This is a genomic window from Simplicispira sedimenti, assembly GCF_022760965.1.
Taxonomy (GTDB): domain Bacteria; phylum Pseudomonadota; class Gammaproteobacteria; order Burkholderiales; family Burkholderiaceae_C; genus Simplicispira; species Simplicispira sedimenti.
On the sequence record NZ_JAKVIJ010000015.1, the window covers coordinates 16,966 to 38,127 of the forward strand.

A 21,162-nucleotide genomic window follows, 5' to 3' on the forward strand; every position below is an offset into this window, starting at 1 on the left:
AACCCCTTCGTGTCTGAACTACACAAGTTTCTTTTCGACGGCCTGCCCGTGCGCGGCATGCTGGTGCGCCTGACCGATGCCTGGAGTGAAATCCTGGCACGCCGCGCGGGCAACACGGCCACCGGGCCGTACCCGGAGCCGGTGCGTGCGCTGCTGGGCGAAATGGCTGCTGCTGCCGTGCTGATGGAGGCCAACATCAAGTTCAATGGCGCTTTGGTGTTGCAGGTGTTTGGCGACGGCCCGATCAAGCTGGCGGTGGCCGAGGTGCAGCCCGACCTGAGCCTGCGTGCCACGGCCACGGTGCTGGGTGAGGTGCCCGAGGATGCGCGCTTGAGCCAGATGGTCAACCTGCATGGCGGCGGGCGCTGCGCCATCACGCTGGATCCCAAAGACCGCCTGCCGGGCCAGCAGCCGTACCAAGGCGTGGTGCCGCTGCACGGCGACCAGCACGAAAAGCTTGAACGCCTGTCCGACGTGCTGCAGCACTACATGCTGCAGTCCGAGCAGCTCGATACCGTGCTGGTGCTGGCGGCCGACGACAAGGTGGCCGCAGGTCTGCTGATCCAGCGCATGCCGGTCAAGGGCGAGGGCAACCTGGCGGGCTCGCTCAGCCACAGCGAGAACGAAGACCAGATCGGTCGCAACGAGGACTACAACCGCATTGCGCACCTGGCCGCGAGCCTGACGCGCGAGGAACTCCTCACGCTCGATGCCGACACCATCCTGCGTCGGCTGTTCTGGGAAGAAAAACTGGTGCGCTTCGAGCCCCTGCAGGGCGCGCAAGGCCCACGCTTTGCGTGCACCTGCTCACGCGAGCGCGTGGGCCGCATGCTCCAGGGCCTGGGCCAGGCCGAAGCCGAAGGCATCGTGGCCGAGCAAGGCCATATTGAAGTGGGTTGCGAATACTGCGGTCAGCAATACCGCTTTGACGCTGTGGATGCTGCCAGCCTGTTCACGGCAGCGCCCGTGGCGCAGCCGTCGGATTCTCCGGCCTCTCCCACGCTGCACTGACCACTGACACCGAGGTTCAGCCCGACTTGTGTGAAGCGGGCGCGGTCAGGCCAGCAGCCACCGCGCAAGGGCCGCCCCGCCACGCTGGTGGCGTACCTCTTCCCGAATGGCGCAGCCATTCGGGAGAAGGCGGAAGGCGCGAAGCGCCCCAGGGGGATACCCCTATTTCTGTGTGTACTGTACGTACACCTCTCCCTGCTTGACCATGCCCAGCTCGCTGCGGGCTTTTTCCTCGACCATGTCCAGGCCCTCCTTGAGGTCCTGCACCTCAGAGGCCAGGCGCTCGTTGGCCTGGCTGGCCTGGGCATTGGCGGCCTTTTGGGCGTCGATCTGGCGCTGCATTTCCTGGACGCGCGGAAGGCTGCCACGGCCCAGCCAGAGCTGGGCGTGTACGGCTACCAGCAAGGCCAGCAGCACCAATGGCAGCAATCGTGTGCCCATGGGACAGCGCTACAGCGCGCTCAGCGCAGGTTGTAGAAAGCAGCGCGGCCAGGGTAGTGCGCGATGTCGCCCAGGTCTTCCTCGATGCGCAGCAGTTGGTTGTACTTGGCGATGCGGTCCGAGCGCGAGAGCGAGCCGGTCTTGATCTGGCCGGCGTTGGTGCCCACGGCGATGTCGGCGATGGTGCTGTCTTCGGTTTCGCCCGAGCGGTGCGAAATCACGGCGGTGTAGCCCGCGCGCTTGGCCATCTCGATCGCGGAGAAGGTTTCGGTCAGCGTGCCGATCTGGTTGATCTTGATGAGGATCGAGTTGGCGATGCGCTTGTCGATGCCTTCCTTGAGGATCTTGGTGTTGGTGACGAACAGGTCGTCGCCCACCAGCTGCACGTTCTTGCCCAGGCGCTCGGTCAGGATCTTCCAGCCGTCCCAGTCGCCCTCGTGCATGCCGTCCTCGATGGAGATGATGGGGTACTTGTCGCACCAGGTGGCGAGCATGTCGGTCCACTGCTGGGCGGTCAGGCGCAGGCCGCCTTCGCCTTCGAGCACGTACATGCCGTCCTTGTAGAACTCGCTGGCGGCGCAGTCCAGGCCCAGGGCGATCTGTTCACCGGCGGTGTAGCCGGCGGCGTCGATGGCTTGCAGGATGAGCTGGATGGCGGCTTCGTGGTTCTCCACGGAAGGCGCAAAGCCGCCTTCATCACCCACGGCGGTGCTCATGCCCTTGTCGTGGATGATCTTCTTCAGGGCGTGGAACACCTCGGCGCCCCAGCGCACGGCCTCACGGAAGGAGGGGGCGCCCACGGGGATGATCATGAACTCCTGCAGGTCCAGACTGTTGTTGGCGTGCGCGCCGCCATTGATGACGTTCATCATCGGCACGGGCAGCTGCATGCCGCCCATGCCGCCGAGGTAGCGGTACAGCGGCAGGCCGGACTCTTCGGCGGCGGCGCGGGCCACGGCCATGGAGACGGCCAGCATGGCATTGGCGCCCAGGCGGCTCTTGTTGTCGGTACCGTCGAGGTCGATCAGGGTCTTGTCGAGGAAGGCCTGCTCGGAGGCGTCCAGGCCCAGCACGGCCTCGGAGATCTCGGTGTTGATGTGCTCCACGGCCTTGAGCACGCCCTTGCCCAGGTAGCGGCTCTTGTCGCCGTCGCGCAGCTCGATGGCTTCACGCGAGCCGGTGGAGGCGCCCGAGGGCACGGCGGCGCGGCCCATCACGCCGCTTTCCAGCAGCACGTCGCATTCGACGGTGGGGTTGCCGCGGCTGTCCAGCACTTCGCGGCCTACGATGTCAACGATGGCACTCATGGGTTTCCTTTTTGCGAGAGTTTCAAATCAAATCGGCATCCAGCCCTTATCCGGTAAGCGCTGGAAGCTATCAAATTGGGAGTATCAAAGGCCTTCGACGCAGACCAGGCGCATGATGGCGGCACCCTCGCGCGCGGCGCGGGCCTTGCCGTACTCGGGCGAATGGTAGAAGGCCTTGGCCGCCTCGAAGCTGGGGAACTTGGCGATCACCAGGCGCTCGGGCGTCCAGTCGCCTTCCATCACCTCGACCTGGCCACCGCGCACGCAGATCTCGGCGTTGTGGGCCTGGAAGGCCGCGGTGGACCATTTCTTGTATTCCTCGTACTGCGCGGGGTTGGTGACGCGCACGTTGGCGATGACGTAGCCACTGGGCATGTTCTCAGGCTCCAAAGTTGTTTTCGAGAAAACCGTTCTTTTTGGTGACGTCGTCGAGCGCCACCAGGGTTTCGAGCAAGGCCCGCATGTGCTTGAGCGGCACCGCGTTGGGCCCATCCGACCAGGCCTCGGCGGGCTTGGGGTGCGTTTCCATGAACAGCCCCGCCACGCCCACCGCCACGCCCGCACGGGCCAGCACCGGCACCATCTCGCGCGCGCCGCCGCTCACGGCACCCAGGCCGCCGGGCTTTTGCACCGAGTGGGTCACGTCGAACACCACGGGCGCGCCGGAGTTGCGCATTTCGGCCAGACTGGTCATGTCGGCCACGAGGTTGTTGTAGCCGAAGCTCACGCCGCGCTCGCAGGCGAGGAAGCGGTCTTCCGACAGTCCGGCTTCCTTGGCGGCGGCACGGGCCTTGTCGATGACGTTTTTCATGTCCCAGGGTGCGAGGAACTGCCCCTTCTTGATGTTCACCGGCTTGCCGGACTGTGCCACGGCGCGGATGAAGTCGGTCTGGCGGCACAGGAAGGCCGGCGTCTGCAGCACGTCCACCACGCTGGCCACCTCGGCCACCTGGGCGGCTTCGTGCACATCGGTCAGGATGGGCAGCTGCAGTTGGCGGCGCACTTCATCGAGGATCTTCAGGCCTGCGTCCAGCCCCACGCCGCGCTGGCTGGTGCCGGACGAGCGGTTGGCCTTGTCGAACGAGCCCTTGTAGATCAGCGGAATGCCCAGCGCCGTGCAGGTCTCCTTGAGCTGGCCCGCGACGTCCAGCGACATCTGCAGGCTTTCGATGGAGCAGGTGCCAGCGATCAGGAAGAAGCGCTGGTCGAGGCCGACGTCGAATCCGCAGAGTTGCATGGTGCGTTCCTTCAGGCTTTGGTGGCCTTCTGGTGCTCGACGGCCGCCTTGATGAAGGCGTTGAACAGCGGGTGGCCGTTCCATGGGGTGGACTTGAACTCGGGGTGGAACTGCACGCCGATGTACCAGGGGTGCACGCTGTGCGGCAGCTCGACGATCTCGGTCAGGTGCTCGCGCTGCGTCAGCGCCGAGATCACCAGGCCCGCCTTGCGCAACGGGTCGAGGTAGTTCACGTTGGCTTCGTAGCGGTGGCGGTGGCGCTCGGTCACCACGTCGCCGTAGATGCTGTGGGCCAGCGTGCCTGGCTGCACGTCGGAGCTTTGCGCGCCCAGGCGCATCGTTCCGCCCAGATCGGAGCTGGCGTCGCGCTTCTGGATGCTGCCGTCCGCATCCTTCCATTCGGTGATGAGGGCGATGACGGGGTGCTTGCAGTCCGGGTCGAACTCGGTGCTGTTGGCGCCTTCGAGGCCCGCCACGTGGCGCGCGTATTCGATGGTGGCCACCTGCATGCCCAGGCAAATGCCCAGGTAGGGCACCTTGTGCTCGCGCGCATAGCGGGCGGTGTTGATCTTGCCTTCCACGCCGCGCTGGCCGAAGCCGCCGGGCACCAGGATGGCGTCGTAACGGGCCAGCTTCTCTGCGGCGTCCGGGCCTTCCATGGTTTCTGAATCGACATGGTCGATCTTCACGCGCACATGGTTCTGCATGCCGGCGTGGCGCAGCGCCTCGTTGACCGACTTGTAGCTGTCGGACAGATCGACGTATTTGCCGACCATGGCGATGGTGACCTCGCCCTGTGGGTGCTCGGTCTCATGCACCAGCGCGTCCCAGCGCTTGAGGCTGGTGGGCGGGGTGTTCAGGCGCAGCTTGTCGCAGATCAGGCCGTCCAGGCCCTGCTCGTGCAGCATGCGCGGCACCTTGTAGATGGTGTCCACGTCCCACATGCTGATCACGCCCCATTCGGGCACGTTGGTGAACAACGAGATCTTGCCGCGCTCGTCTTCAGGAATGCGGCGGTCGGCACGGCACAGCAGCGCGTCGGGCTGGATGCCGATTTCGCGCAGCTTCTGCACCGTGTGCTGCGTGGGCTTGGTCTTGAGCTCGCCGGCAGCCGCGATGAAGGGCACGTAGGTCAGGTGCACGAAGGCGGCGTTGTTCGGGCCCAGCTTGAGGCTGAGCTGGCGCACGGCTTCGAGGAAGGGGAGCGATTCGATGTCGCCCACGGTGCCGCCGATTTCGACGATGGCCACGTCCACGGCATCGTCGGTGCCTACACCGGCGCCGCGCTTGATGTATTCCTGGATCTCGTTGGTGACGTGCGGGATCACCTGCACCGTCTTGCCGAGGTAGTCGCCCCGGCGTTCCTTCTCCAGCACCGACTGGTAGATGCGGCCGGTGGTGAAGTTGTTGGCCTTCTTCATGCGCGTTTCGATGAAACGCTCGTAGTGGCCGAGGTCGAGGTCGGTTTCGGCGCCGTCGTCCGTCACGAACACTTCGCCGTGTTGGAACGGGGACATGGTGCCCGGGTCCACGTTGATGTACGGGTCGAGCTTGATGAGGGTGACTTTGAGGCCGCGCGATTCGAGGATCGCGGCAAGGGAGGCTGAGGCGATTCCCTTGCCCAGGGAAGACACCACACCGCCGGTGACGAAGACAAATTTGGTCATGTCTTTTTAAGGTGGTGGGAAATTGGGATTATAGAGGGCGGCCCCGTCCTGCCATCGTCCGCGTGCCGTGAGTGGGGGTTCTGTCTGCTAAATTGCGGCCCATGAAAGAGCTTGCCGGCAAACACATCGTCCTGGGCCTCAGTGGAGGCGTAGCCTGTTACAAATCGGCGGAGCTGTGCCGTGCCCTCATCAAGGAGGGGGCCACCGTGCAGGTGGTGATGACCGAGGCGGCCGCCCAGTTCATCACGCCCGTGACCATGCAGGCGCTGTCGAACCGGCCCGTGTACGGCTCGCAGTGGGATGCGCGCGAGGCCAACAACATGCCGCACATCAACCTCTCGCGCGAGGCCGATGCCATTCTGATCGCGCCGTGCAGCGCGGACTTCATCGCCCGCCTGGCCCAGGGTCGGGCCGACGAGCTGCTGAGCCTGCTGTGCCTGGCGCGCCCGCAGGAGCGCGTGCCGTTGCTGCTGGCGCCGGCCATGAACCGCGAGATGTGGGCGCACCCGGCCACGCAGCGCAACCTGGCCCAGGTGGCGCAGGACGGCGCCACGGTGCTGGCCGTGGGCAACGGCGACCAGGCCTGCGGCGAGACCGGCGACGGCCGCATGCTCGAACCGGCGGAGCTGCTGGAGGAGGTGATCGCCTTCTTCACGCCCAAGTTGCTGGCGGGGCAGAAGGTGCTGGTCACGGCGGGGCCCACGTTCGAGGCCATCGACCCGGTGCGCGGCATCACCAACCATTCGAGCGGCAAGATGGGCTTTGCCATCGCCCGCGCGGCCCGCGAGGCTGGCGCCGAGGTCACGCTGGTGGCGGGCCCCGTGCACCTGCCCACGCCGCGCGGCGTGCAGCGCGTGAACGTACGTTCTGCGCAGGAAATGCTTGCGGCGACCGAGCCACGGGCGCAGTCAGCTACTGTTTTCATAGCAACCGCGGCGGTGGCTGATTGGCGCCCGGCCACGCAGGCCGAGCAGAAGATCAAGAAGGACGGCTCGGGACAGACCCCCGTGCTGGGCTTCGTCGAGACCCCGGACATCCTGGCCACGGTGGCGCAGTCGCCGCGCGCACGCGCAGGCAGCCTGTTCTGCGTCGGTTTCGCGGCCGAGAGCCACGACCTGCTCGCGCACGCCAGCGCCAAGCGCGAACGCAAGGGCGTGCCGCTGCTGGTGGGCAACATCGGCCCGGCGACGTTTGGTCAGGACGACAATGCGCTGCTGCTGGTCGATGCCACGGGGCACCGCGAACTGCCCCATGCCAGTAAGCGCACGCTGGCGCGCCAGTTGGTTGCGGAGATTGCCCAACGATTGCCCTGAGCCCCTTGTGGGTTCGACAGGAGGCAGACCATGTCCATTGCACCCAAGCCCGAATGGGATACCCCGCCCCACGGCGACTTTGCTGCCTATGTGGAGCGGCTCAGCGGTGCAGTGCCTGGTGCTCAGTCCGCAGGGCGTTTGCTGCAGGCTTCCAGTCCGGCCACGCGGCCAAATCCCAAGGCTGGGCCGGGCAAGCGTACGGAGGCCGTGGGTGCTGTGCAGGGCAAGGCTGTGGCGCCCGGACCGTACTCGGTGTGGGAGCCTTTGTCCCGAGTCGTGCGTGCGGTGCGCGGTGTGCTGCTGCTGTCGGTGGTGGTGCAGGTGCTGATGCTCTTCGTGCTGGAACAGGGCTCCTGGTGGGGGCTGTTTGCCACGGCCTTCGTATGGTGGGGCCTGGGCCGGGTGGCGAGCATGGTGCGCACCGTCCTGACGCTGCCAGGGGTTGCGAACGCAGACCAAGGCCTAGCGCAACTCAAGAAACAGCTGGCCGATCTGGCGCAGCAAAAGAACGCAGGAAAACGCAAGTGAAGATTGACGTCAAGATACTGGATCCGCGCATGGCGGAGCAACTCCCCGCCTACGCCACGCCCGGCAGCGCCGGGCTCGACCTGCGGGCCTGCCTGGATGCGCCGCTCACGCTGGAACCCAACGCCTGGCATCTGGTGCCCACGGGCATTGCCATCCACCTGTGCGACCCGGGCTACGCGGCGTTGATCCTCCCGCGCTCTGGCCTGGGCCACAAGCATGGCATTGTGCTGGGCAATCTGGTGGGTCTGATCGACAGTGACTACCAGGGGCAACTCATGGTCAGCGCCTGGAACCGCAGCGACCAGGCCTTCACCATCGAGCCCATGGAGCGCCTGGCGCAAATGGTCATCGTGCCGGTGGTCCAGGCCCAGTTCAACGTGGTCAGCGAGTTTTCCCAATCCAGCGCGCGTGGCGAGGGGGGCTACGGCTCCACCGGTTCGCGTTGAACATCGGCGCCTGTAGGACGGTTCGTACGGCGGGGTGGGGCGGCTTCTTACGGGCAGTCCGGCTGTCGCCCGGCAGTGGGGTGTGGCTGGACAGGCGTTCAATGGTTGTATTGACAGTCCATTCTTTCACTAGGAGGTTCGCTTGAATCAACCCCACAACCATCGGCGTGCGCGCGCCAGCGCGCTTGTCTGCGCAGCTGTCGCGGTCGGGCTCTTGTCTGCTTGCGCGCACCAGCGCCCGGCCCCGCAGGCTTACCCTCAAGGGACCTATCAAGGCGGTTACCCGGCGCATGCACCAGCCGCTACGGAGTATGGGCGTGTCACCCACATTCAGTGGCTGCAGGGCTATCACCAGGGGCAGTCCACCGGGGCTGGCGCTGTCATTGGTGCCGTGGTCGGTGGCCTGATTGGCAACCAGGTCGGCAAGGGCAGTGGCCGCGCCGCTGCCACGGCCGTGGGCGTGGTGGGCGGGGCGGTGGCTGGCAACGCCATTGAAGAGCGCAATCAGTCTGCCCAGGGGGCCTACCGCATCACCATCCGGCTCGACCGCGGTGGGCAGCGGGTGTATGACGTGCCTTCCGTCGGCGACTTGCGCGTGGGCGATCCCGTGCGCATGGTCAATGGCCAGATATCGCGCTATTGAGCCGGGGTCAGACCGGTGCTGGATTGCCCGTGGTCTGGTTCAGTGCAGTGATGCACTGCCCGGTGCCTGAGGCTGTACGCGAAAGAACCCGGTGCCTGCGGTGCCGCGCCCGACTTCATCCACCGTGGCTTCCCGTATGGCACACACTTTCAGTTGGAGGCGCAGGGCGATGCCCGCCAGGGGATGGTTTCCGTCGAGTACCATGTGCTCGGGGTAGATTTCGCTGATGGTGTACAGCACATCGCGCGGCGCATCGGCATTGCAGCCCGCAGGCAGGGCGTGGCCCTCAATGGTCATGCCTTCTTCAAGGCTGTCCGGAAACAGTGAGCGCGGCTCCAGAAACAGCAGCTGATCCTGGTAGTCGCCAAACGCATCCTCCGGCTCCAGGTGCAGTGCCAGCGTATCGCCCACGCGGTGGCCCTGCAGTGCTTCCTCGATGCGCGCGAGCAGATCGTTGCCGCCCACCAGAAACTCAACTGGATCGTCGAGTACGTCCAGCTCTTCGCCGAGGGTGTCCTTGAGCACCCAAGTCAGCGCCACTACACATTGATGTTTGATTTCCATACGAGAATTGTCGCAGTTTGGCCCATCCATGCCCGGAGTGCACCATGACCATCGATCCGCAGCCCCCCCAAAGCAACGCAGTACAGACGCTCCCGGAGGGGCGTTTCAGTGGGCGCGAGGCCTTTCAGCAGTTGGTGCGCGATGCGCTGGCAACCGCTGCCCGCGAGGGTTGGCGCGAGATCATCCTGAGCGATGCCGATTTTCATGACTGGCCGCTGGGTGAGCGTGCGGTGGTCGAATCGCTGCAGGAATGGGCCCGTGGCGGCAGACGCCTCACCTTTCTGGCCTGCAACTACAACGAGGTGATTCGACGCCACGCCCGGTTGGTGCGATGGCGTACCACCTGGGACCACATCCTGACTTGCCGCGCCTGCCCAGCGGCCGACCCTTTGGACATTCCCAGCGCCATCTGGTCCCCGCAGTGGGTTCTTCATCGTCTGGACCCCGACCGCTGTGCGGGTGTGACGGGAACAGAGCCCTCGCGCCGGGTGCTGCTGCAAGAGGTGTTGGGGGAGTGGGTGCGCAGCAAGAGTGCTCCGGGATTTCCGGCGACCACCCTGGGGCTGTGAGTCCGTGGTTTGTGTGGAAATCATGTCAACCATGTCAGGCCGCCGTCAGTTATAGGCAATGCAGCCCAGGGTGTATGCGGATTGGTGTTTTTCACTATTGACGAATTCGCAATACAATCGCCAGCTGATTTTTTGATAGCGCTTTGGCCTGTATCAACGTACTGCCAAAGCAAATTTTGGCTGAAATCAGTCGAAATACCTGATCTTCGTTTTTTTGACCCTCCTCAAGGAAAACCTGAAATGAACAAGTCCCTCGTCATCGCTTCCCTGATCGCTGCTGCCGCCCTGGCTGCCTGTGGCAAGAAGGAAGAGCCGGCACCTGCTCCCGCGCCCGCACCTGCTGCCGCTCCTGCAGCACCGGCCGCTCCTGCCGTCGAGGCCGCTTCCGCTGCTGCAGAAGCAGCTTCTGCACCTGCCGCCGCTCCTGCAGCATCCGAGGCAGCACCGGCTGCTCCCGCAGCAGCTTCCGAAGCCGCCAAGTAAGCATAGACAGGTGTTTGGTACATGCCCCGACGGGTGTGTGCCGATGACACTCCAGCCCCGACCTTCACAGGCCGGGGCTTTTTTATTGGGCGTGTCAGTGCGACGACATAGTGTGGCCAAAGAAAAAACCCCGCTATCGGAACGATAGCGGGGTTTTTTCTTTACTGACTTGGTGCCGGAGAGATGAATCGAACACCCGACCTTCTCATTACGAATGAGCTGCTCTACCGACTGAGCTACACCGGCGTAAGCCTCAAATTATAGCGTGGAATGGTAGCTTGTCACGCGCTCGACCTCATTTTTTGAGCCGAGGATCACGCTGACGCGTTCATGCAACTGGGTGGGCTGGATGTCGAGGATGCGCTGGCGGCCGTTGGTGGCGGCTCCGCCGGCTTGCTCGACGAGCCAGCCCATGGGGTTGGCTTCGTACAGCAGGCGCAGCTTGCCGGGCTTGTTGGGTTCGCGTTTGTCCCAGGGGTACATGAAGATGCCGCCGCGCGTCATGATGCGGTGCACATCGGCCACCATGCTGGCGATCCAGCGCATGTTGAAGTCCTTGCCGCGCGGCCCTTCCTTGCCCTGCAGGCATTCGTCGATGTAGCGGCGCACGGGCTCGTCCCAGTGGCGCATGTTGCTCATGTTGATGGCGAATTCCTTGGTGTCTTCGGGAATGCGCACGTTCTCCTGGGTCAGCACGAACGAACCCTGCTCGCGGTCGAGCGTGAACATGGCCACGCCGTCGCCCACGGTGAGCACCAGCGTGGTCTGCGGGCCGTAGACGCAGTAGCCCGCGGCCACCTGGTGGCTGCCGGGCTGCAGGAAGTCGCCTTCGTCCACGCCGCGGTCGTCTTCCGGCATCTTGAGCACGCTGAAGATGGTGCCGATGCTCACGTTCACATCGATGTTGGATGAACCGTCGAGGGGATCGAACAGCAGCAGGTATTCGCCCTGGGGATAGCGGTTGGGCACCACGTAGATGCCGTCCATTTCCTCGCTGGCCATGGCGGCCAGGTGGCCTCCCCATTCGTTGGCCTCGATCAGCACCTCGTTGGCGATGATGTCGAGCTTCTTCTGCATTTCGCCCTGCACGTTTTCGCTCTCGGCGCTGCCGAGCACGCCGCCCAGGGCGCCTTTGTTGACGGCCTGGCTGATGCTCTTGCAGGCGCGGGCCACCACTTCGAGCAGCAGGCGCAGTTCAGAGGGGATGTGGCCTGCCACGCGCTGCTGTTCCACCAGGTAGCGGGTGAGGCTGATGCGTTTTGCCATGCGGGTTCTCCTTATTCGTCGGCCAGTGCGCGGGTGACGACCTCGCGCACATCATTGCTCAGGTGTTCGCGTGCGGCCACGCGGGCGATGGCTTCACGGGCGGCGGTGCGCCAGGGTTCAGCCAGTTTCTTCCAGCGGTCCATGGCGCGGGCCAGGCGTGCTGCGACCTGCGGGTTGATGGCATCGAGCTCGATCACGCGCTCGCTCCAGAACACGTAGCCCGCTGCATCCCGGCGGTGGAAGGCGCCAGGGTTGGCGCTGCAGTAGCTGAAGATCAGGCTGCGCGCGCGGTTGGGGTTCTTGAGGCTGAAGTCCGCATGCTGCATGAGCTGGCGCACCGTGGGCAGCACGTTGCCGCCGCGGTCGGGGCTGCCGGCCTGCAGTGCAAACCACTTGTCGATGACCAGCGGTTCGTGCCTGAAGAGTGCGTGGAAGCGCTCCAGCGCCGGTGCCGCCAGCGCGTTGCCACTGCCCACCAGGGCGGCCAGGGCGTTGAAGCGGTCGGTCATGTTGCCTGCGGTCTTGAAGCGCTGGTAGGTCTTGCCGGGCCAGACCTGGTCGCCCGTGGTGCGCGCGGCCAGGCACAGCATGGACAAGGCCATGCCTGCGAGGGCGCGGCGTCCGGCAGAGACTGCGTCGGGCCGGTAGGCGCCCGTCTGCTGGTGTTGCTCGTAGGCCCACTGCCAGTCGTCCTGCAGCGCCAGGGCCAGTTGCAGGCGCATGGCCTCGCGTACGGCGTGCACGCGCTGCGGATCGACCACATCCAGCTGCTCGGCGATGTAGGTTTCCGAGGGCAGGGTGAGCGCCAGCTCCTTGAACGCGGCATCCAGCCCAGGGTGGCGCAGCACGCCGCGCATGGCCTGAACGAAGTTGTCGGGCAGAATGTTTTGATCAATTTGGCCTTCAGCGCCCGTCAGTATTGCGCTATCAGCTATTGTTTTGATAGCAATACGCAGTGCCAGGCGTTGGCCGGCTTCCCAGCGGTTGAAGGCGTCGCTGTCGTGCGCCAGCAGGGTCAGCAGCGCGGCATCGCTGTAGTCGCAGTCCAGCACCACCGGGGCGCTAAAAGCCCGCAGCAGCGAGGGCACGGGGGCGCTGTCCACATTCACGAAGGTGAGCTGCAGGCTCTCATCGGCCAGCACCACGGTGCGCGTGGTAGTGCCGGGGGCGGCTTCGCCATCGAGTTGCAGGGGCAGGGCGCGTCCGTCCTGCGTGAGCAGGCCCAGCTCCACCGGGATGACGAAGGGCGCCTTGCTGGGCTGGCCCGGCGTGGGCGCGCAGCTTTGCGTGAGGGTGAGGGTGTAGCGGCGCTCTGCGGCGTCGTACTGGCCCGTGGCGCGCACATGCGGCGTGCCGGCCTGGCTGTACCAGCGCTTGAACTGCTCCAGCCGCTGGGCCAGCTCAGACCCAGGGTTGGCGTCTGCAATGGCCTGGGCGAAATCGTCACAGGTCACGGCCTGGCCGTCGTGGCGCTCGAAGTAGAGCTTCATGCCCCGCGCGAAACCCTCACGGCCCACCAGGTTGTGCTGCATGCGCACCACCTCGGCGCCCTTTTCGTAGATGGTGACGGTGTAGAAGTTGTTGATCTCGATGTAGCTGTCGGGCCGTACCGGGTGGGCCATGGGGCCTGCGTCCTCGGGGAACTGCGCGGTGCGCAGCACGCGCACGTCCTCGATGCGCTTGACGGCGCGCGCCGAGGGGCTGCCCGCCAGATCCATGCTGAATTCCTGGTCACGGAAGACGGTCAGGCCTTCCTTCAGGCTGAGCTGGAACCAGTCGCGGCAGGTGACGCGGTTGCCCGTCCAGTTGTGGAAGTACTCGTGCCCCACCACGCTTTCGATGTGGGCGAAGTCGGCATCGGTGGCCGTGGCTTCGCTGGCCAGCACGTACTTGGTGTTGAAGATGTTGAGGCCTTTGTTCTCCATCGCGCCCATGTTGAAGTCGCTGGTGGCGACGATCATGAAGCGCTCCAGATCCAGAGGCAGGCCAAAGCGCGCCTCGTCCCAGGCCACGCTGGCCATGAGCGAGTTCATGGCGTGTTCGGTCTTGCCCAGGTCGCCGGGGCGCACATACACCTCCAGCAAATGCTCCTGGCCCGAACGCGAGACGATGCGCTGCTGGCGCGCTACCAGCGTGCCTGCCACCAGGGCGAACAGGTAGCAGGGCTTCTTGTGCGGATCAACCCATTTGGCGAAGTGGCGCCCGCCGTCCAGCTCGCCCTGCTCGACCAGGTTGCCGTTGGACAGCAGCACCGGGTACGCGGCCTTGTCGGCGCGCAGCAGCACGGTGAAGCTGGCCATGACGTCGGGCCGGTCCAGGAAGTAGGTGATGCGGCGGAAGCCCTCGGCCTCGCACTGCGTGAAGAAGGCGCCCTGGCTCACGTACAGGCCCGAGAGCTGGGTGTTCTTCTCGGGGGCGCAGGTGGTGAAGATCTCCAGCTCCACCGGCTCGGTGCCTTCGGGCAGGTTTTCCAGCACGAGCTGCTGGCCTTCCATCTTGAAGCTGGTGCCTGCACCACCCACCAGCACACGGGCCAGGTTCAGGTCCTCGCCGTCCAGGCGCAGGGGCTGCGCGGGCACGGCAGCGTTGCGGCGCACGCGCATGCGGTTGAGCACGCGGGTCTTGGCCGGGTCCAGGTCGAAGGTGAGTTCCACGCTGTCGATCCACCAGGCGGGCGCCTGGTAGTCGGCACGGAAGATGGCGGCAGGGGCCGCCTGCCCGTCACGCAGGTGTGGCATGGGTTGCTTTCTTATACGCCTTGCTTGAGCGAGGCTTCGATGAAGGCGTCGAGGTCACCGTCCAGCACCTTTTGCGTGGCGGAAATCTCGACGTTGGTGCGCAGATCCTTGATGCGGCTGTTGTCCAGCACGTAGCTGCGGATCTGGTGGCCCCAGCCCACGTCGGTCTTGGTGTCTTCGAGCTTTTGCTGCTCTTCCTGGCGCTTGCGCAGCTCGTAGTCGTACAGGCGGCTGCGCAGGCGTTGCCAGGCCACGTCACGGTTGCTGTGCTGGCTGCGGCCGTCCTGGCACTGCACCACGATGCCGGTGGGGATGTGCGTCAGGCGCACGGCTGAGTCGGTCTTGTTGATGTGCTGACCGCCCGCGCCCGATGCGCGGTAGGTGTCGGTGCGCACGTCGGCGGGGTTGATGTTGATCTCGATGGAGTCGTCGATCTCGGGATAGACGAACAGCGAGGCAAACGAGGTGTGGCGCCCACCCGAGCTGTCGAACGGGCTCTTGCGCACCAGGCGGTGCACGCCGGTTTCGGTGCGCAGCAGGCCGTAGGCGTACTCGCCCTCGATCTTGATGGTGGCGCTCTTGATGCCGGCCACATCGCCGGGGGTTTCTTCTTCCACCGTGGCCTTGAAGCCCTTGCGCTCGGCGTACTTGAGGTACTGGCGCAGCAGCATGCTGGCCCAGTCGCAGGCCTCGGTGCCGCCAGCGCCGGCCTGGATGTCCACAAAGCAGTTGAGCGGGTCGGCCTCGTTGCTGAACATGCGGCGGAATTCCAGCTCCTCCACCAGCGGGCGCAGTTTCTCGGCCTCGGCTTCGATGGTCTGCAGGCCCGCGTCGTCGCCTTCTTCCTTGCTCATCTCGAACAGTTCGGCGTTGTCAGCCAGCTCGCGTGTGAGCTTGTCGAGCGTGAGCACGACGCCGTTGAGCGACTTCTGCTCCTTGCCCAGCTCCTGGGCTTTCTTGGGGTCGTTCCAGACCGAGGGGTCTTCGAGCGAGGCGTTTACCGTGCGCAGGCGTTCAAATTTGGCATCGAAGTCAAAGATACCTCCGTAACTCGGCCGTGCGCGCGGCCAAGTCCTGGAGGGTGTTGCCGATCTGGTTGATGCGTTCTGCTTCCATGGTGTGCAATCCTGAGTGTTCTGAATAACCCGCGATTTTCTCATGCGCGGGCCGCTCCCGGGCTTGCAGTGCGCGCAGGCACGCTCTGGGTGGATGATGCTATCAAAAATATAGCTGCTAGCGCCCTATCTAAGGGCGCTAGAGGCCTTTTTTACTTGGATTGCAGAAAACCCTCGATCAATGCGGCCACGGCCTGCGGTTGGTCGTGGTGCAGCATGTGGCCTGCGTCTTCGACGCGCGCGATGCGGCAGTCGGGCACGCTTTGCAGGCGCTGGTGGTATTCCTCCAGCGTGTAGCGGCCCTTCCACCACAGGCCCAGGCTGTCGTCGCTGGCCTCGATACTGAGCGTTGGCGCGGTGATGGCGGCGTACAGCGCCAGGGCCTCTTCCAGGCGGAACAGCATGGCGTTGGTGATCTTGTGTGCGGCATCGCCCAGGATTTCCCACTGCCCCTGAGCATTGGGGCGCGCCCAGTGCCGGGCCAGCCACTGGGCCTTGTCCTGGGGCAGGCGCGGGTTGGTCTTCATCAGGCGGCGGGCCACACCGTCGGCGCTGTCGTAGGTTTTCAGGGCCATCTCGCCGCGCTGCAGGGCCTTGAGCTCGTCCATCCACTCGGCGTAGCGCTTGGGGGCCTTGGTGGGTTTGCTGGCGGGCATCCCAAAGCCCTCCAGGTTGACCAGGCGGCGCACGCGCGCGGGCCGGGCACCGGCATAGAACATGGCCACGTTGCCGCCCATGCTGTGGCCCACCAGATCGACCGGAGTGCCCGGTGCGTAATGGTCCAGCAACTGGTCCAGGTCGGCCAGGTAGTCGGGGAAGAAATAGTGGTCCGTGGGCACGGGCGGTGCCGTGAGCCCAAAGCCGCGCCAGTCGGGCGCGATGATGCGGCGGCCCTGAGCAAAGGCCTGCGAGAACGCATCGACCACGAACTGGTACGACGCCGACACGTCCATCCACCCATGCACCAGCACCAGCGGCGGCAGGTCCGAGGTGGCAGGGCCCCACAGGCGCACGTGGTAGTTCAGTTGGCGGATGGGGACGAATTCGCTGCGCGCGGGTTGGAGTTCCTGGTACATGGGGGGATTATTACCAAGCAAATGCTTTGTGTATATCTGCCTGGTCCCGGTGGGTTGTCGCACGCGTGACGCTGCAGGCGCCGCCGATGCCCCGTAAACTGGCCCGATCTCGCTCTTTGCCTACGCCCCTATGAAGAATGTCTCCCTGGGCCACAGTGGCCTGAACGTTTCCCCCATCTGCCTGGGCACCATGACCTTTGGCGAGCAGGTGGCCGAGCCGGATGCGTTTGCCATCCTCGACCGTGCTTGCGGGCGCGGCGTGAATTTCCTCGACACGGCCGAGATGTATTCCGTGCCCGCGCGTGCCGAGACGTTTGGCGCCACCGAAACCATCCTGGGCCGCTGGTTCGCGCAGCATCCCGGCCAGCGGCAGAAAGTGGTGCTGGCCACCAAGGTGGCTGGCCCCTCGCGCGGCATGCCGTGGATCCGGGAGGGCAAAGGCATGACGGCGGCCGACATCGTGGCCTCGTGCGAGGGCAGCCTGCGCCGCCTGCAAACCGATGTGATCGACCTCTACCAGATCCACTGGCCCGAGCGCCATGTGCCCGCCTTCGGCACGCGCTACTACGACCCGTCCAAGGAAACTTCGCAGACGCCTATCCACGAGCAGCTCGACGCGCTGGCGGGCCTGGTCAAGGCGGGCAAGGTGCGCGCCATCGGCCTGTCGAACGAAACACCCTACGGCGTGCATGAATTTGTGCGCCTGGCCGAGCAGCACGGCCTGCCGCGCGTGGCCTCGGTGCAGAACCCGTACTGCCTGCTCAACCGCACGTACGAGAACGCGCTCGATGAAACCTGTCACCGCCTCGGCGTGTCGCTGCTGGCCTATTCGCCGCTGGCCTTCGGCCTGCTGACGGGCAAGTTCGACGCCAGCGGCACCACTGGCCCCGGTGCGCCCGAGGGCGCACGCATGGCGCGCTACGAATCGGTGCGCAAGCAGCGCTGGGGCCGGCCCGAGGCTCTGCAGGCGGCGCGCCGCTACAACCAGCTCGCGCGCGAGCACGGCCTCACGCCCACGCGCATGGCGCTGGCGTTCTGCTACACCAAGTGGCAGGTGGCCAGCACCATCATCGGCGTGACTTCGCTGGCGCAATTGGACGAAGACCTGGACGCCTGGGGCACGCAGCTGTCGCCCGAGCTGCTGGCGCAGATTGACGCCATCCGCTGGGAGCTGGGCGACCCGGCGCTTTGAGGGTTGATGGCAAAATGGGTCGCAAGCGCTTATTGGTAAAGCGCGAATCGCTATCAAAACAATAGTAGACATGGCCAAAAAAGAAGGCAAAACCGCGCATGTGAGCGAAACCCCGGCCACGCAGATGCTCAAGGCCCACAAGGTGGCGTTCACCGGCCATCCCTACGATTACGTGGAGCACGGCGGCACGGCGGAGTCGGCGCGCCAACTTGGGCTGGACGAGCACCAGGTGGTCAAGACCCTGGTGATGCAGGACCAGGACGCCAAGCCGCTGATCGTGCTCATGCACGGCGACCGCAAGGTCTCCACCAAGAACCTGGCGCGCCAGATCGGCGCCAAGTCGGTCGAGCCATGCACGCCCGAGGTGGCCCAGCGCCACAGTGGTTACCTGGTGGGCGGCACCTCGCCGTTCGGCACGCGGCGCGACATGCCCGTCTATATCGAGGAAAGCATCCTGCAACTGCCGCGCATTGCCATCAACGGCGGGCGCCGGGGCTACCTGGTGCAGATAGCCCCGCAGGCCTGCGTGCGCCTGCTGGGTGCCACGCCCGTGCAGTGCGCGCTGGTGGATTGACCGGGCTGGGTGCCACGCCGGGCTGGCAGAATGGCGCCCGCACCGTACCGCAGCCCCGCGGCGCGTCGCTGAATTCAGGAGAGTGTTTCGTGTCCGTTGTCTATTCCGTACTCGCCGTGCTGGCAGCCTACCTGCTGGGTTCGCTGTCGTTTGCCGTCATCGTCTCCCGCGCCATGGGGCTGAACGATCCGCGCACCTACGGCAGCAAGAACCCTGGCGCCACCAATGTGCTGCGCTCGGGCAGCAAGGCGGCGGCGGTGGTCACACTGCTGCTTGATGCCGTCAAGGGCTGGCTGCCTGTGGTGCTGGTGCGCTGGTTTGGCGAGCCCTGGGGGCTGGGGGACTTCACGCTGGCCCTGGTCGGTCTGGCGGCCTTCCTGGGCCACCTGTGGCCGGTGTTCTTCCGCTTCGAGGGCGGCAAGGGCGTGGCCACGGCGCTGGGCGTGCTGGTGGGCATCAGCGGCTGGCTGGGGCTGGTGCTGGGCCTGCTGTGGCTGGCCGTGGCGGCCATGTCGCGCTATTCGTCGTTGGCCTCGCTGTCGGCGGCGGTGCTGTCGCCGGTGGTGTATGTGCTGGCCTCGGGCCTGCTGTGGAATGCGGAACGCCCCGTCACCGGCGCCATCGTGGTGATGGCCGCATTGCTGGTCTGGCGCCACAAGGAGAACATCATCCGGCTCATGCAGGGCAAGGAGTCACGCCTGGGCAGCAAGGGCAAGGACAAGGGTGCACCCGCCGTGGCCGCGGTGAAAGCGCCGCACAAGAAGCACAAGCGCCACTGAGCCCAGGCCCTGTGGCGCTGTGCGGGCCGGGTTACCAGTGGCGCATGCGGCCGGTGTCGATGTGCACGAACTGCTCGCGCGGATAAAAGCCCACGCCGCCGCCGCGCAGTGAGCGCGCGGCATCGCGCAGATCGGCCAGCGGCACGCCGGGCAAGCGCACGTCGATGGCCTTGCCGTCCATGTGCAGGCTGTGCTTGGCCACGCCGCCCTCGCGCGTGCTGCGCAGCGTGGCATTGGTGCCGGGGCTGCGGTAGCCGGAAATCACCTCGAAGGGCTGTTGTGTCCCCAGCGCTTGCTGTACCCGGTGCAGCAGGTCGAAGAGCTGCGGGTCCATCGGGCCCACCTCGCCGCTGTAGTGGTCGCGCAGGAAGTGGTTGAGGCTGGCCAGCGCCGGCGTGAGAAAGGTGTCGCCCAGGGCGTACACCAGCGCAATCTGCTCGCGGGTGTGCGTATGGTCCAGCGCCAGATGGCGCGCACCGGGCAGGGCGGCCAGCGAAGGGGTGGCCAGCGGCAGGGCCGTGCCCGCCGCCAGCCACTGGGCGCAGTGGCCCAGAAAGCGGCGGCGTGGGGAGGGCTGCGGTGGGGTCATGGGGTCCAAGTATCGTTCAGCGGGCCTGGCGCCGTGCCTGGGCGTTGCGGCGCAGGGTCTGGTCGAGCAACTGGTCGTGGCCGTAGATGTCGGCAAAGAAATGGGGCCTGCCGTTCTTGACGATGGTGGTGCTGTAGGCCAGCACCACCGGTATGGGCTGGGGCAGGCGTATGGTGTGCGACTTCCCCTGGCCCATGGCCTCGCGGATGCGCTCGGGCGTCCAGGCCGGGTCGTCCTGCAGCACGAAGCGGGCCAGGGCCACGGGGTCTTCCACGCGGATGCAGCCGTGGCTGAAGTCGCGCCGCTCGCGCGCAAAGAGCTGGGTGCTCGGCGTGTGGTGCAGGTAAATGTTGCTGTGGTTCGGGAACACGAACTTGATGTCCCCCAACGCATTGCGCGGGCCGGGCCGCTGGCGCAGGCGCATCGTTCCCTGCATCACGGCGTTCAGATGGTCTTGCGAGAGGTCGGTGACGGCCTGCCCGCTGCCGTTGACGAACTCGAAACCCTGCTGCGTGAAGTAGGCGCTGTCACGGCGCAGGCGGGGTACGGTCTCTTCGCGGGCGATCGACGGGGGCACGTTCCAGTAGGGGCTGAACTCGATGAAGCGCATGGGCTCGTCGAACAGCGGGGTGTGCGTCTTCACGGACTTGCCGACGATCACGTTCATGGTCAGGGCCACGGAGACGGTGCCGTCGCGCACCTCATAGGCGCGCAGCACGAATTCCGGCACGTTGACCACGATCATGCGGGGCGCCAGTTGCAGCGGTGTCCAGCGCAGGTGTTCCATGGCCAACGTGATCTGCCGCGCGCGCTGGGCGGGCGCGACCTCCATCTGGGCCAGCGTGCCCCGGCCCACCACGCCATCGGCCGCCAGCGCGTGGCGCTGCTGGAAAGCCTTGACGCCTTCTTGCAGCGTGGTGTCGTAGGTGGGTGTGGGCTGCGTGCCTTCCGGCAGGTCGCCCAGTGCCACGAGTCGTTTGGTGAGCTGCGGCAGGCCGGCCCAGGGCTGGCCGGGTTCGAGCTTGCGCTTGCCAGGAAGTGGCGGCAGGGTCGTGGCCCAGGCCGGATGGTCGGCCAACGTGCGGTAGTGCGCCAGCAGGGCGCGCAGGCTGGCATACAGCGGCACGCGGGGGGCCGCGGCGCGCAGGGCGTCGGCAAAGTGCGGGGCGGCCAGTGCCGCCTTCAAGTAGGCCGCGGGGTCGAAGTCCCGCGCTGGCAAGGCCGTGAACTCTGCACGGATCTGGCGCGGGTCGATGCGGCCGGTGTGCAGGTCGGCCAGATAGCGGTGCAGTGCGGTGGTCAGTGCCGCATCCAGTTGCTCGGCTTGAGGATCGGCGAGAGCCGGCCCCTGGGCAGCGCTGGCCACGGCCAGGGCCAGTGTCTCGGCGTCGTAATCCTCGGGTACCAGGCCCTCGGCGCCGGCATCGGCCAGCACTTCGGTGGCCTGCCGTGCGGCGGGGGTGGGGCGCCCACCGTCAAGGAAGACGCCGGCGCACGCGGCCTGGCCCAGGCAGGCCAGCCACAAGGCCACCAGACCGCGTGAAAGAAGGGAAGAGGGAATACGGGTGGGAGAAGAACGCATCGTGCAAAGTCGCGTTCACCAGAAGGCGCCGCCTGGGCAACG

The 21,162-nt window shown here is 65.8% G+C and carries 22 protein-coding genes and 1 tRNA gene; 10 read left to right on the plus strand and 13 right to left on the minus strand.

The features are described 5' to 3' along the window. The first annotated feature begins 9 nt into the window (after positions 1–9). A complete protein-coding gene (gene hslO / locus MJ602_RS14865) occupies positions 10–1,011 on the plus strand; it encodes an Hsp33 family molecular chaperone HslO (RefSeq protein WP_243021591.1) in 1,002 nt (333 codons plus the stop codon). Positions 1,012–1,173: 162 nt separating this feature from the next. Here the strand turns inward: hslO and MJ602_RS14870 are convergent, their stop codons facing one another. The 5 genes from MJ602_RS14870 to MJ602_RS14890 all read right to left on the minus strand — a co-directional run bounded on the left by MJ602_RS14870 (position 1,174) and on the right by MJ602_RS14890 (position 5,663). Then, positions 1,174–1,452 carry a septum formation initiator family protein gene (locus tag MJ602_RS14870; protein ID WP_162016537.1) on the minus strand — a complete coding sequence of 93 codons (279 nt, stop codon included), beginning with the start codon at positions 1,450–1,452 and terminating at the stop codon, positions 1,174–1,176. A gap of 20 nt (positions 1,453–1,472) precedes the next feature. After that, positions 1,473–2,759, minus strand: coding sequence for a phosphopyruvate hydratase (gene eno, locus MJ602_RS14875; RefSeq protein ID WP_243021592.1), 1,287 nt, complete (start codon positions 2,757–2,759; stop codon positions 1,473–1,475). Positions 2,760–2,843: 84 nt separating this feature from the next. Continuing rightward, on the minus strand, positions 2,844–3,134 hold the full coding sequence (locus MJ602_RS14880) for a DUF1330 domain-containing protein (RefSeq protein WP_119965937.1): 291 nt from the start codon (positions 3,132–3,134) through the stop codon (positions 2,844–2,846). A gap of 4 nt (positions 3,135–3,138) precedes the next feature. After that, positions 3,139–3,996: a 3-deoxy-8-phosphooctulonate synthase gene (gene kdsA / locus MJ602_RS14885; RefSeq protein ID WP_243021593.1), complete on the minus strand. Its 858-nt coding sequence runs from the start codon at positions 3,994–3,996 to the stop codon at positions 3,139–3,141. 11 nt (positions 3,997–4,007) lie between these two features. Beyond that, entirely contained in the window at positions 4,008–5,663 is a 1,656-nt protein-coding gene (locus tag MJ602_RS14890) for a CTP synthase (protein WP_243021594.1), read from the minus strand. Between the two features lie 101 nt (positions 5,664–5,764). Here MJ602_RS14890 and coaBC point away from each other — a divergent pair, with 101 nt between their 5' ends. From coaBC to MJ602_RS14910, 4 genes are all read left to right on the plus strand, one after another. Next, positions 5,765–6,976 (plus strand): bifunctional phosphopantothenoylcysteine decarboxylase/phosphopantothenate--cysteine ligase CoaBC, encoded by a 1,212-nt coding sequence (coaBC, locus tag MJ602_RS14895; protein WP_243021595.1) that lies wholly within the window; start codon positions 5,765–5,767, stop codon positions 6,974–6,976. Between the two features lie 30 nt (positions 6,977–7,006). Further along, positions 7,007–7,504, plus strand: coding sequence for a hypothetical protein (locus MJ602_RS14900; RefSeq protein ID WP_243021596.1), 498 nt, complete (start codon positions 7,007–7,009; stop codon positions 7,502–7,504). Further along, positions 7,501–7,950, plus strand: coding sequence for a dUTP diphosphatase (dut, locus tag MJ602_RS14905; RefSeq protein WP_243021597.1), 450 nt, complete (start codon positions 7,501–7,503; stop codon positions 7,948–7,950). The genes MJ602_RS14900 and dut overlap by 4 nt, the downstream gene beginning before the upstream one ends. A gap of 214 nt (positions 7,951–8,164) precedes the next feature. Beyond that, positions 8,165–8,593 carry an outer membrane lipoprotein gene (locus MJ602_RS14910; protein WP_243021632.1) on the plus strand — a complete coding sequence of 143 codons (429 nt, stop codon included), beginning with the start codon at positions 8,165–8,167 and terminating at the stop codon, positions 8,591–8,593. 39 nt (positions 8,594–8,632) lie between these two features. Here the strand turns inward: MJ602_RS14910 and MJ602_RS14915 are convergent, their stop codons facing one another. Then, complete coding sequence (locus tag MJ602_RS14915; RefSeq protein WP_243021598.1) at positions 8,633–9,157, minus strand: FKBP-type peptidyl-prolyl cis-trans isomerase; 525 nt, start codon at positions 9,155–9,157, stop codon at positions 8,633–8,635. 44 nt (positions 9,158–9,201) lie between these two features. Here MJ602_RS14915 and MJ602_RS14920 point away from each other — a divergent pair, with 44 nt between their 5' ends. Further along, positions 9,202–9,726: a hypothetical protein gene (locus MJ602_RS14920; protein ID WP_243021599.1), complete on the plus strand. Its 525-nt coding sequence runs from the start codon at positions 9,202–9,204 to the stop codon at positions 9,724–9,726. 240 nt (positions 9,727–9,966) lie between these two features. Next, positions 9,967–10,209, plus strand: coding sequence for a hypothetical protein (locus tag MJ602_RS14925; RefSeq protein ID WP_162016528.1), 243 nt, complete (start codon positions 9,967–9,969; stop codon positions 10,207–10,209). Between the two features lie 170 nt (positions 10,210–10,379). On the opposite strand, the gene MJ602_RS14930 is transcribed toward MJ602_RS14925, so the two are convergent. The 5 genes from MJ602_RS14930 to MJ602_RS14950 all read right to left on the minus strand — a co-directional run bounded on the left by MJ602_RS14930 (position 10,380) and on the right by MJ602_RS14950 (position 16,404). Beyond that, positions 10,380–10,455, minus strand: a tRNA-Thr gene (locus tag MJ602_RS14930). A gap of 12 nt (positions 10,456–10,467) precedes the next feature. Beyond that, positions 10,468–11,475 (minus strand): class 1 fructose-bisphosphatase, encoded by a 1,008-nt coding sequence (locus MJ602_RS14935; protein ID WP_243021600.1) that lies wholly within the window; start codon positions 11,473–11,475, stop codon positions 10,468–10,470. 11 nt (positions 11,476–11,486) lie between these two features. Beyond that, positions 11,487–14,213, minus strand: a complete 2,727-nt coding sequence (gene pepN / locus MJ602_RS14940; RefSeq protein WP_243021601.1) for an aminopeptidase N — start codon at positions 14,211–14,213, stop codon at positions 11,487–11,489. 11 nt (positions 14,214–14,224) lie between these two features. Further along, positions 14,225–15,329, minus strand: a protein-coding gene (gene prfB / locus MJ602_RS14945) for a peptide chain release factor 2 (RefSeq protein ID WP_243021602.1) whose coding sequence is annotated in 2 segments (ribosomal slippage) — positions 14,225–15,247 and positions 15,249–15,329 — 1,104 coding nt in all. Because the reading frame shifts where the segments join, the coding sequence is not laid out codon by codon here. Positions 15,330–15,480: 151 nt separating this feature from the next. Further along, positions 15,481–16,404 carry an alpha/beta fold hydrolase gene (locus MJ602_RS14950; RefSeq protein WP_243021603.1) on the minus strand — a complete coding sequence of 308 codons (924 nt, stop codon included), beginning with the start codon at positions 16,402–16,404 and terminating at the stop codon, positions 15,481–15,483. Between the two features lie 130 nt (positions 16,405–16,534). Here MJ602_RS14950 and MJ602_RS14955 point away from each other — a divergent pair, with 130 nt between their 5' ends. The 3 genes from MJ602_RS14955 to plsY all read left to right on the plus strand — a co-directional run bounded on the left by MJ602_RS14955 (position 16,535) and on the right by plsY (position 18,949). Beyond that, positions 16,535–17,596 (plus strand): aldo/keto reductase, encoded by a 1,062-nt coding sequence (locus MJ602_RS14955; RefSeq protein WP_243021604.1) that lies wholly within the window; start codon positions 16,535–16,537, stop codon positions 17,594–17,596. Positions 17,597–17,666: 70 nt separating this feature from the next. Beyond that, a complete protein-coding gene (gene ybaK, locus MJ602_RS14960; protein ID WP_243021605.1) occupies positions 17,667–18,170 on the plus strand; it encodes a Cys-tRNA(Pro) deacylase in 504 nt (167 codons plus the stop codon). An 89-nt stretch (positions 18,171–18,259) separates the two neighbouring features. Then, entirely contained in the window at positions 18,260–18,949 is a 690-nt protein-coding gene (plsY, locus tag MJ602_RS14965) for a glycerol-3-phosphate 1-O-acyltransferase PlsY (RefSeq protein ID WP_162016521.1), read from the plus strand. Between the two features lie 31 nt (positions 18,950–18,980). Here plsY and mepK read toward each other — a convergent pair whose 3' ends face one another. Together mepK and MJ602_RS14975 are read right to left on the minus strand one after the other, a co-directional pair. Next, positions 18,981–19,538 carry a peptidoglycan L,D-endopeptidase MepK gene (gene mepK, locus MJ602_RS14970; protein WP_243021606.1) on the minus strand — a complete coding sequence of 186 codons (558 nt, stop codon included), beginning with the start codon at positions 19,536–19,538 and terminating at the stop codon, positions 18,981–18,983. Positions 19,539–19,554: 16 nt separating this feature from the next. Then, complete coding sequence (locus tag MJ602_RS14975; RefSeq protein ID WP_243021607.1) at positions 19,555–21,120, minus strand: L,D-transpeptidase family protein; 1,566 nt, start codon at positions 21,118–21,120, stop codon at positions 19,555–19,557. Positions 21,121–21,162 lie beyond the last annotated feature (42 nt).

Bases quoted from the DNA above. Each gene is read 5' to 3' on its own strand.
- kdsA (WP_243021593.1), bottom strand. From the start codon at position 3,996: ATGCAACTCTGCGGATTCGACGTCGGCCTCGACCAGCGCTTCTTCCTG.
- MJ602_RS14870 (WP_162016537.1), bottom strand. From the start codon at position 1,452: ATGGGCACACGATTGCTGCCATTGGTGCTGCTGGCCTTGCTGGTAGCC.
- MJ602_RS14890 (WP_243021594.1), bottom strand. From the start codon at position 5,663: ATGACCAAATTTGTCTTCGTCACCGGCGGTGTGGTGTCTTCCCTGGGC.
- MJ602_RS14900 (WP_243021596.1), top strand. From the start codon at position 7,007: ATGTCCATTGCACCCAAGCCCGAATGGGATACCCCGCCCCACGGCGAC.
- ybaK (WP_243021605.1), top strand. From the start codon at position 17,667: ATGGCCAAAAAAGAAGGCAAAACCGCGCATGTGAGCGAAACCCCGGCC.
- coaBC (WP_243021595.1), top strand. From the start codon at position 5,765: ATGAAAGAGCTTGCCGGCAAACACATCGTCCTGGGCCTCAGTGGAGGC.
- MJ602_RS14955 (WP_243021604.1), top strand. From the start codon at position 16,535: ATGAAGAATGTCTCCCTGGGCCACAGTGGCCTGAACGTTTCCCCCATC.
- MJ602_RS14915 (WP_243021598.1), bottom strand. From the start codon at position 9,157: ATGGAAATCAAACATCAATGTGTAGTGGCGCTGACTTGGGTGCTCAAG.
- MJ602_RS14950 (WP_243021603.1), bottom strand. From the start codon at position 16,404: ATGTACCAGGAACTCCAACCCGCGCGCAGCGAATTCGTCCCCATCCGC.
- pepN (WP_243021601.1), bottom strand. From the start codon at position 14,213: ATGCCACACCTGCGTGACGGGCAGGCGGCCCCTGCCGCCATCTTCCGT.
- MJ602_RS14880 (WP_119965937.1), bottom strand. From the start codon at position 3,134: ATGCCCAGTGGCTACGTCATCGCCAACGTGCGCGTCACCAACCCCGCG.
- MJ602_RS14975 (WP_243021607.1), bottom strand. From the start codon at position 21,120: ATGCGTTCTTCTCCCACCCGTATTCCCTCTTCCCTTCTTTCACGCGGT.
- mepK (WP_243021606.1), bottom strand. From the start codon at position 19,538: ATGACCCCACCGCAGCCCTCCCCACGCCGCCGCTTTCTGGGCCACTGC.
- eno (WP_243021592.1), bottom strand. From the start codon at position 2,759: ATGAGTGCCATCGTTGACATCGTAGGCCGCGAAGTGCTGGACAGCCGC.
- MJ602_RS14935 (WP_243021600.1), bottom strand. From the start codon at position 11,475: ATGGCAAAACGCATCAGCCTCACCCGCTACCTGGTGGAACAGCAGCGC.
- MJ602_RS14925 (WP_162016528.1), top strand. From the start codon at position 9,967: ATGAACAAGTCCCTCGTCATCGCTTCCCTGATCGCTGCTGCCGCCCTG.
- MJ602_RS14920 (WP_243021599.1), top strand. From the start codon at position 9,202: ATGACCATCGATCCGCAGCCCCCCCAAAGCAACGCAGTACAGACGCTC.